A 6,646-nucleotide genomic window follows, 5' to 3' on the forward strand; every position below is an offset into this window, starting at 1 on the left:
TACGCAGGGGGGACTTAGACAAAATCAGTATAGCACAATAAAAGTTAAGTTAACAAGATATAGTTTAAAAAGCCGTCCTAAAAGGACGGGGCTTTAACCCAAAATTTCGGTAAGTAAACTGTTCAGTATCTAACCCTCTGCCGATTGCCTCAGTTGATTCCTATCCAAATCAGGTAATTTTAGTTGTTCGCCATGGAAATCTGGATTATTTTACGTTTTTCAATCGCCGCTGCCATTATCGCTTTAGTTTGCTGGTCTTTAGCCAGTGCCGTGCGCGATAGTTGGCAAGTTGCCCGACGGATGCACTCCATCCCTTGCTCCCACTGCCGCTACTTTACCAACGATTATCGCCTCAAATGTAGTGTACAACCCAGGAGCGCCAACACCGAACAAGCGATCGACTGCGGCGATTATTTTCCCGGGGCCTAGTCGGCAATAATACCGAAAAGCTGTTCGAGATGGTGCGAAATTTGCTAGTCTAGGCTAAATAGGTCTGAAATAGTATAGAAACGTGGATACAATTATTGGTCGGGGCAAAACAGCCCGTAGAGCTTACGGTATCGATGAAATCGCACTTGTACCCGGAGTGCGAACCCTCGATCCTAGTTTAGCCGATACCCGTTGGTCTCTCGGCAATATCGAGCGGGAAATCCCGATTATCGCCAGCGCTATGGATGGGGTGGTGGATACTAAAATGGCCGTCCTTCTCTCCGAGTTGGGGGCGCTAGGGGTACTAAACCTCGAAGGAATTCAAACCCGTTACGAGGATCCTAACCCGATTCTTGATCGCATTACCGCAGTCGGCAAAGCAGAATTCGTCGGTTTAATGCAGGAACTCTACGCAGAACCGATTAAACCGCAACTAATCGAGCTTCGTATCCAAGAAATTCAAGAAAAAGGCGGTATTGCGGCAGTTAGCCTCACCCCTGCCGGTGCCGTCAAATACGGTGCTATCGTCGCCCAAGCAGCGGCCGATATTCTCTTTGTCCAAGCAACCGTTGTTTCCACTGCCCATTTATCCCCGGAAGCTATCACCCCCCTCGATTTAGTGCAACTGTGCCAAGAAATGCCCATTCCCGTGGTTTTGGGCAACTGCGTCACCTACGAAGTCGCCCTTAACCTGATGAAAACTGGGGCAGCCGGGGTTTTAGTCGGTATCGGTCCGGGGGCCGCCTGTACTTCTCGCGGCGTTTTAGGGGTGGGAGTTCCCCAAGCCACTGCTGTGGCCGATTGTGCCGCCGCTAGGGACGATTTTTTCCGAGAAACCGGTAAATACGTCCCCGTTATTGCCGATGGCGGCATTATTACCGGCGGTGATATCTGCAAATGTATCGCCTGTGGTGCTGACGCGGTGATGATTGGTTCTCCCATTGCCCGGTCATTGGAAGCCCCCGGCCGCGGTTTTCACTGGGGTATGGCCACACCTAGTCCGGTTCTACCCCGGGGAACCCGAATTAGTGTGGGCAGTACCGGAACTATTGCCGAAATCCTCGTCGGACCAGCAAAATTGGATGATGGTACTCATAACCTCCTAGGGGCGCTGAAAACCAGTATGGGAACTTTGGGTGCTAAGAACTTAAAGGAAATGCAACAGGTGGAAGTGGTGATTGCCCCCTCGCTGCTGACGGAGGGTAAAGTCTATCAAAAGGCCCAGCAGTTAGGTATGGGTAAATAAAAGTTATCGGTGAACAGTGATCGGTTATCTGCTTCTCGGAGCAGTTTTTGATTTTTGCCAGAGATGGATTTTCTGCTTGGGATTACCATCACCTTCGGGTTCGGTTCTACCGACTGCCACTATCTCAAAAAACTGTTAAATTGGAAGGGAGCATCTCATTTATGCAAGCGAGTAATTATACTTGTCCCTAAAACTGGTTTCTAGCAAGGCTTTCAAAATAGCTTGACATAAAACCTGATTTAGGAGTTACAAAGGTGAAATGCTCCCAATTGGAAGAACCAAAAGGATAGTTTATAAAAAAATTGAGTTAAGGAGATCAAAAGTGTATAGAGAAAACGATCGCCCTGACAATTTATTCGGTACCGATAGTGAATTTTCCGAGAGTTTGTGGCAGTATGTCCAGACCTTAAGTCCAGAAACAATCGCCCAACTCTCGAAACCGGAGTCCCAAGAGGTTTTCCAAGTGATGGAACGCAACATTATCGGACTTTTGGGCAACCTTCCTTCGGAACATTTCGGGGTCACTATCAGTACCAGTCGCGAACATCTGGGCCGGTTATTGGCCTCAGCAATGATGAGTGGTTACTTTCTCCGCAATGCCGAACAGAGAATGAATTTTGAAAAATCTCTCGCTAGTCTCCAGAGTGGTTCTAGCGATGTTTAAGGTTTAGCGGTAGTTAGTTTGAAAGGGAAAAAGAAGCAATCAGATTTTAGTTACAAGATAACTTTGATCTGGTTAATAACTGATAACTGATAACTGATAACTGATTAAAGACAGTTTTGCTGCCAGAGTAGTTCTTTTTCGATTCCCTGTTTTTCTCCGGGGGGGACAGTCCTTTCCCGCATGATATAAAGTTGCAGGGATTTAATTTGTTGATCCCTACCGTGCTGCTGATTCCAGTTTTGACAGAGATACTGACCAAACTCTCCATAAACTGACCGACCGATAGCTCGATTAAGATTAATAAAATATACCCGCCACTGCATGGTTTTATACAAACGATTGCGATCGCTATCCGTGGGTTTATCCCAAATTACTGGCTGTCCTTCTCTAAATATATCTACCGTGGAACCATCGGCTAATTTACTGACCGCCACAAACCAAGCATCATCCCGGGGCGGACTAGGGGAGAAAATAGTCCAATATTGGTCTAAACGAGTTATTCTTGCCAGAATATCAATTGTATTAAAAGTACGACGGGTGAGCAAGCGATCGAGGGATTGAATTAAAGGTGTATTTAAATCGCCTCTAATGGCCGATTGCCGGACAAAACTGCGTAAATTCCAGATACTGGTCAACAAGAAGAAGAAAATTACCAACATATTTAAAGGTAAAGAGGATTTAATCGTCAGGGGACGAAACTTGAGAGGTTTGGTGAAATTGCCCATAAAACGACGATGGGAGGCAATCCACTCATAAATTCTCGTTCCCAGGGACATGAGGGGCGGTAAACGCAAAATTGGTGCTAAAAACCAGAAAATCGGCGAAAGACTGACAATATAAACCAATGCTGACCATTTAAACCGACGTTTTCCCTGCCAATCTTCCACTACCCAAGAATTTTGGGCTACCATATCCTCGTATATTGAGGGGTTATCCTGAGCGACTAACAGGGGAGTGCCGGGTAAAATGAGAAAAGTGCGGAGAAGATGAACAACTTTCTTGCAAAATCCACAATCTCGATCATAATTAATCCTTAAACCTTCTCTTTCTGGGTTTATTATCCGTTTTTGTCCCCAATCCCAGACTAAGCTAGGGATGATCGGCAACCAATAGGTAACACTCAAGAAAGGGAAAACCCCTAAATGTAGAATCAGTGCAAAAACCGTATGCAAGAAAATAAAGGAAACTACGGCGATTATTTTAAATAAACTATTGCGAAAGGGAACAAACATCAATAGCGGACCGAACCATTCAAAGCCTAGGGCTGAAATTGTCAGGAATTTGAGGAATTGCTGCGGTAAAGTCAGTAAAAAACTCCCCAAAGCGGTAGCGTATTGATCGTAACTAAGAGAGTAATAAACGGCTGTACCGTCGGGCCACCAAGTCTCACTTTTGAGTTTAAAGACCACTGACCACATATAGATGTAACACACCTGTATCATAAAAGCCACCGTGGCAGCCGAAACCACACGCTTGGGTAGGGGGTTGGGATTGGTGTTTAAGGCACTTTCCACGGAATAACAGGCACCGAGGGGTAAAAACATCGCCCAGAATAATACTGCCCGGATTACGTCATCGGCGGCAAATAGTAACAGGGGGTTGCGATGATGTAAAGAGACGATTAGCACCCAAGTGGCGATCGTGGCTAAACGGGTATGATAGCCAATTAAAAGCAATAATGCGATCGCTATAGCGACAATAAACAGGATACTCTGCACCAGCACCGAGTCACTGAGAGCAAAAATAGACCAGTAAAAAGGACTGGCAGAGACTTTCGATAAGCTTTCTAGGGGTAAAACCCCTAATTCACTGTAATGGGCAGTTACTTGGCTAAAACGAACCGATAAATCCACTAAAACCACTAACGCCAAGGCAATGCGAAATAAAGCCAGCGATCGCAGGTCAAACCCGAAAATCTCTGCCAGTCTTTGTCTAAATGATTTTGTCATTATCGCCATAGGATGATGATTCCCTCCACTTCTTCAATAAACCTACTTTATAGCAAGTAAAAAGGCCAAAGGCAAAAGAAAGCTGTCAGTATTCTCCGAGTCAGTATTCTCCGAGTCAGGACTCATCGTTCGCTCAATTTTTCGGGAGTGAAGGAGTAAAATCGGTTGAAAGACTTGCCCCGTAAAGATTAGAGCGAAACCAGCGACTTCACTAGACCCCTTGCCTAATTTTTTTATTGTATAATAGAGGGTTTGGCTTTTTTCTCAATTTTTAGATGGAAGTGGAAAAAAGAATAAAATGTGATCTTAGGTCAGGAAATCATACTAAATCCGTTGAGTATAGGCTACTTATGAGGATAGGCACTCATGCAAAAGCAGGAATAGATAATCAGTCTTTAATAACGGGATTTAGTATCATCTATACTTTTGCTATGTTTATTAGCAAAAATATGGATTATCAAAACTTATCAGATGAACAATTCAAACGCCGTTTCGGTGTGTATAAACAAACATATAGAAAGATGGTAGAATCAGTAAAAAGTGTTGAAGCTGAATCTAATTCAGTATCTAAAAGGGGACCGAAACCTAAACTATCTATAGAAGAACAAGTTTTAGTAACGTTAGAATATTGGCGAGAATATAGAACATCTTTTCACATTGGTACAAGCGGTCAAATATCAGAATCAACTATAGGTCGGATTGTAAATAAGACGGAAAAAATGCTTTGACAATCGGGAAACTTCCGTTTAAAAGGAAAAAAATCTCTACTAAATCAAGCAGAGATACCGGTCGTAACGGTAATGGATGTAACGGAAACTCCCATTGAACACCCCCAAAAGAAACAGAAAGATTTTTTGGGGGGTAAAAGAGGTTATCATACTTGAAAATCCCAATTAGTAGCTGATAAAAATACCAGGGAAATTATCTGTGTCTTTTGTGGGAAAGGTAGAGGTCATGATTTTAGTTTATTTAAAAAAAGTCGAATTCGTTTTCATCCTTTAACTACTAGCAGAGAAGACAGTGGTTATCAGGGAATAGCTGCATACCATAGTAATAGTTATACACCGAAAAAGAAACCGAAAAATAGAAAATTAACAGAGTTAGAGAAGGGTTATAACAAGGCTTTAGCCAAAGAAAGGATTATCATTGAACCTATAAATAGGAAACTCAAAATCTTGAAAATTTTATCCTGTAAATATCGGAATCGTCGTCGAAGATATAGTTTAAGAATTAACCTGTTGGCGGCTGTTTATAACTATGAGTTAGGGATAGGTATAGCAACTTATTAAAAGTTGCCAAACATTAATCAAGTCAAGGAGAATTTATTCTCAATTTTTATAATTGAGATAGTTTGTGCCGCTTAAATAAAGAGGTTTTGACAACCAAATTAAAGCAGCTCTAAAGAGTTTTGGGTTAAAAGTTAAACTTCAGGTTTTCATTTAGAACAAATGCACTAATCAACTATTTTTTTGGGGAAAATTAGTTAAACCACAATTATAACATATAATTAATTTGCAAGAGTTCTAATGAAACTGGCATTAACTTGATAAGAAATCAAATCTCCCTCGACAAAGAAACTGAGGCCGTAGCGACCCGGTGTTAAATTCAAGGATAATCGAGCGCCGTATTCAACCGAACCGACGACGGTGGCGACACCCTTACTATCGAATCGAACCAACTCGGTGATCACCTTGGGGTCGGTGGCGAGTTCCAGACGAAGGTTATGCGAAGTCCTGAATCTGAGTCTGTCCACACTATCCCAAACGCCGAGGCAATTAGTTTCCCCTAAGTGTCCGTCAACGCCGAAACTTTTTCCAGTCCTCGCCGTTCCCAGATCGATCGCCCCGCCCCACTCCCGACTCAGATCGCGTCTGGCATAAATCTCGCCGTCCATTCCAGTAATGATGTCTCTGTTCATAGTTTACCTCTCGGAATTTCTCTATAAACTACCGATTCCGTCGTCGCCATTCCCAGGGTGGCATCGGGTTTCCCCCGAAAATTCCCTTGCGATTCGAGGGAGTTTCCTTAAAAGCCCTCTCGATTTCATTCCAGCTTGGACAGTCAGCCTTGAATCGATCATAAGCCCAAACCATACCGTCCTTCACCTGCTGAAGTTGAACTAGCTGACCCCCTGCGTACACCTCGGCCACGGTACGCCCGAAGCGATCTGGCTTCGCCAGCGCTCCGCTCCCGGTATTGTAAAGTATCCACAGCATTGATAGTGACTTGGTTATTTGCCCGGTTGTTGACATCCTCACCGCCGTAAACGGACGGTGATTCCCAAACCTCACGATTTAGGTTTCTGCTTCTTTCCCGAAGGATTTTTCGCACCTGCCTTAACAGATTTACTCTGTTCTG

At 43.8% G+C, this 6,646-nt stretch carries 6 protein-coding genes and 1 pseudogene; 4 read left to right on the forward strand and 3 right to left on the reverse strand.

All coding sequences use genetic code 11. From position 1 onward, the window contains the following. Nucleotides 1-192 precede the first annotated feature (192 nt). The 3 genes from H6G48_RS24240 (at nt 193) to H6G48_RS24250 (ending at nt 2,339) form a co-directional block, all read left to right on the forward strand. Nucleotides 193-429, forward strand: coding sequence for a hypothetical protein (locus tag H6G48_RS24240; protein ID WP_043997914.1), 237 nt, complete (start codon nt 193-195; stop codon nt 427-429). Nucleotides 430-511: 82 nt separating this feature from the next. Further along, nucleotides 512-1,675: a GuaB3 family IMP dehydrogenase-related protein gene (locus tag H6G48_RS24245; RefSeq protein WP_104397093.1), complete on the forward strand. Its 1,164-nt coding sequence runs from the start codon at nt 512-514 to the stop codon at nt 1,673-1,675. Nucleotides 1,676-1,997: 322 nt separating this feature from the next. Then, nucleotides 1,998-2,339: a DUF760 domain-containing protein gene (locus H6G48_RS24250; protein WP_190723666.1), complete on the forward strand. Its 342-nt coding sequence runs from the start codon at nt 1,998-2,000 to the stop codon at nt 2,337-2,339. A 104-nt stretch (nt 2,340-2,443) separates the two neighbouring features. Here H6G48_RS24250 and H6G48_RS24255 read toward each other — a convergent pair whose 3' ends face one another. Further along, nucleotides 2,444-4,297 (reverse strand): hypothetical protein, encoded by a 1,854-nt coding sequence (locus tag H6G48_RS24255; RefSeq protein ID WP_190723667.1) that lies wholly within the window; start codon nt 4,295-4,297, stop codon nt 2,444-2,446. Between the two features lie 422 nt (nt 4,298-4,719). Here H6G48_RS24255 and H6G48_RS24260 point away from each other — a divergent pair. Next, nucleotides 4,720-5,577 (forward strand): annotated as a pseudogene (locus H6G48_RS24260) (IS5 family transposase). 218 nt (nt 5,578-5,795) lie between these two features. On the opposite strand, the gene H6G48_RS24265 reads toward H6G48_RS24260, so the two are convergent. Both H6G48_RS24265 and H6G48_RS24270 read right to left on the reverse strand, forming a co-directional pair. Beyond that, complete coding sequence (locus tag H6G48_RS24265; protein ID WP_002798467.1) at nt 5,796-6,206, reverse strand: hypothetical protein; 411 nt, start codon at nt 6,204-6,206, stop codon at nt 5,796-5,798. A 28-nt stretch (nt 6,207-6,234) separates the two neighbouring features. Continuing rightward, nucleotides 6,235-6,504 (reverse strand): thermonuclease family protein, encoded by a 270-nt coding sequence (locus H6G48_RS24270; RefSeq protein WP_242034759.1) that lies wholly within the window; start codon nt 6,502-6,504, stop codon nt 6,235-6,237. Nucleotides 6,505-6,646 lie beyond the last annotated feature (142 nt).

The sequence above is a fragment of the Microcystis flos-aquae FACHB-1344 genome, assembly GCF_014698375.1.
Classification (GTDB): Bacteria; Cyanobacteriota; Cyanobacteriia; order Cyanobacteriales; family Microcystaceae; genus Microcystis; species Microcystis aeruginosa.